Origin of the sequence: Escherichia sp. WS1451, from assembly GCF_046487365.1 — a bacterium.
Lineage (GTDB): Bacteria > Pseudomonadota > Gammaproteobacteria > Enterobacterales > Enterobacteriaceae > Escherichia > Escherichia coli.
Window position 1 is genome coordinate 1 of the sequence record NZ_JBJQJP010000060.1, and the last position, 2,097, is coordinate 2,097.

The window sequence follows — 2,097 nt, forward strand, 5'->3', positions numbered from 1 at the left end:
TACCGACAAGAAGGGAAAGGGCCTTCCCGAGAGTGGTAAAGGAGAGGCCCTGGAAATACCCCACAGCCCCGAAAAAGAGCCAGTCAGTTGCTTAACTGACTGGCATTACAGATGATTGGGGCCATTTTTGTTTTATTAGTGGCCTGGTTATTCCTGTCACAATGGATTCGCATTACCGTTTTTGTGGTTGCCATTCTGCTATGGCTGAACGTACTTACCCTGGCGGGACCAAGTTTCTCCTTGTGGCCAGCCGGTCAACCAACGACCACTGTAACAACGACGGGTGGTAACGCAGCGGCAACCGTTGCGGCGACGGGTGGCGCACCGGTAGTGGGTGATATGCCCGCACAAACTGCACCGCCAACAACGGCGAACCTTAACGCCTGGCTGAATAATTTCTATAACGCGGAGGCGAAACGTAAATCAATCTTCCCGTCTTCGCTGCCCGCTGATGCTCAGCCATTTGAACTACTGGTGATTAATATCTGTTCGCTTTCCTGGTCGGATATTGAAGCCGCCGGGTTGATGTCGCATCCGCTGTGGTCGCATTTCGATATTGAGTTCAAGAACTTTAACTCCGCCACCTCCTACAGTGGCCCGGCGGCGATCCGTTTACTGCGCGCCAGCTGCGGGCAGACTTCGCACACTAATCTGTATCAACCGGCAAATAACGACTGCTATCTGTTTGATAACCTGTCGAAACTGGGCTTTACCCAGCACCTGATGATGGGACATAACGGCCAGTTCGGCGGTTTTTTGAAAGAAGTTCGCGAAAATGGCGGCATGCAGACCGAATTGATGGATCAAACAAATCTGCCGGTTGTTTTGCTGGGCTTTGATGGTTCGCCGGTTTATGACGATACCGCCGTGCTTAACCGCTGGCTGGACGTTACCGAAAAAGATAAAAACAGCCGTAGTGCCACGTTCTACAACACGCTTCCACTGCATGACGGCAACCATTATCCGGGCGTCAGCAAAACAGCGGATTACAAAGCGCGAGCGCAGAAATTCTTTGATGAGCTGGACGCCTTCTTTACTGAACTGGAGAAATCGGGTCGTAAAGTGATGGTGGTAGTGGTGCCGGAACACGGTGGCGCGCTGAAGGGCGACAGAATGCAGGTATCTGGCCTACGTGATATCCCTAGCCCGTCTATCACAGACGTCCCCGTTGGGGTGAAATTCTTCGGCATGAAGGCACCACATCAGGGGGCACCGATTGTCATCGACCAACCGAGCAGCTTCCTGGCTATCTCCGATCTGGTGGTTCGGGTTCTTGATGGCAAGATTTTCTCCGAAGACAATGTTGACTGGAAAAAACTCACCAGTGGGTTGCCACAAACAGCACCGGTCTCCGAGAACTCAAATGCAGTAGTTATTCAATACCAGGATAAACCGTACGTTCGCCTGAACGGCGGCGACTGGGTGCCTTACCCGCAATAAGAACGAAAAAGGCCGCAGAGTTTCCCCCCTGCGGCCTGGTCCGGGCGCAAATTGCCATTACGGCAGCCTGACGCCCGCATGACATGTTACTTCCGCTTGTTCAGCCAGTTCACGATCAGACTGGCAAGAATGCCAGCAATGACCGGAGCCGCTAAATCATGCCAGAAGGCCATGCCCAGTTCTGCGAGCGTCATATAGCCGCCTCTGTTGTAATGACAACGTTTCGCGGCTATTCTTGAGTTGTTAAGGTTCAAGATTAGCCCCCGTGATGTTGTCAGGTGCATACCTGCAACGTGCGGGGGTTTTCTCTCTCCAGCAACCAATGCCACCAGGGATTAAGCCCCCCGCAACATTGCGCCTCACCGGACCCCTTCCGGCTTGCCACTGATTCTACGACTGTTTTTCTGTTCCGGAATCCGTCACGTCTTCACTCTGTGCTGCGCATTCCGCAGAATATTATCCGCTTGCAACCGTTGCATTTTTCTTACGAAAAAGGCCGCAGAGTTTTATCCCTGCGGCCTGATCCGGGCGCAAATTGCCATTACGGCAGCCTGACGCCCGTCTGACACGTTACTTCCGCTTGTTCAGCCAGTTCACGATCATGCTGGCAAGAATGCCAGCAATGACCGGAGCCGCTAAATCATGCCAGAAGGCCAT

General features: G+C 53.0%; 3 protein-coding genes and 1 pseudogene. 2 read left to right on the plus strand and 2 right to left on the minus strand.

Features of this window, described 5'->3' with window-relative positions:
- Positions 1-95 (plus strand): hypothetical protein (locus ACJHX7_RS26090; protein ID WP_223963351.1); only part of this gene is annotated, 95 nt, incomplete at its 5' end.
- A 13-nt stretch (positions 96-108) separates the two neighbouring features.
- Positions 109-1,440, plus strand: a pseudogene (gene bcsG / locus ACJHX7_RS26095) (cellulose biosynthesis protein BcsG); the annotation flags it as partial.
- An 86-nt stretch (positions 1,441-1,526) separates the two neighbouring features.
- Here bcsG and ACJHX7_RS26100 read toward each other — a convergent pair.
- Both ACJHX7_RS26100 and ldrD read right to left on the minus strand, forming a co-directional pair.
- Positions 1,527-1,634, minus strand: a complete 108-nt coding sequence (locus ACJHX7_RS26100) for a type I toxin-antitoxin system toxin Ldr family protein (RefSeq protein WP_000170738.1) — start codon at positions 1,632-1,634, stop codon at positions 1,527-1,529.
- Positions 1,635-2,010: 376 nt separating this feature from the next.
- On the minus strand, positions 2,011-2,097 hold an 87-nt coding region (ldrD, locus tag ACJHX7_RS26105), incomplete at its 5' end, for a type I toxin-antitoxin system toxin Ldr family protein (protein ID WP_000896335.1).

Coding starts and splice junctions, on each gene's coding strand:
- ACJHX7_RS26100 (WP_000170738.1), bottom strand. CDS start 1,634: ATGACGCTCGCAGAACTGGGCATGGCCTTCTGGCATGATTTAGCGGCT.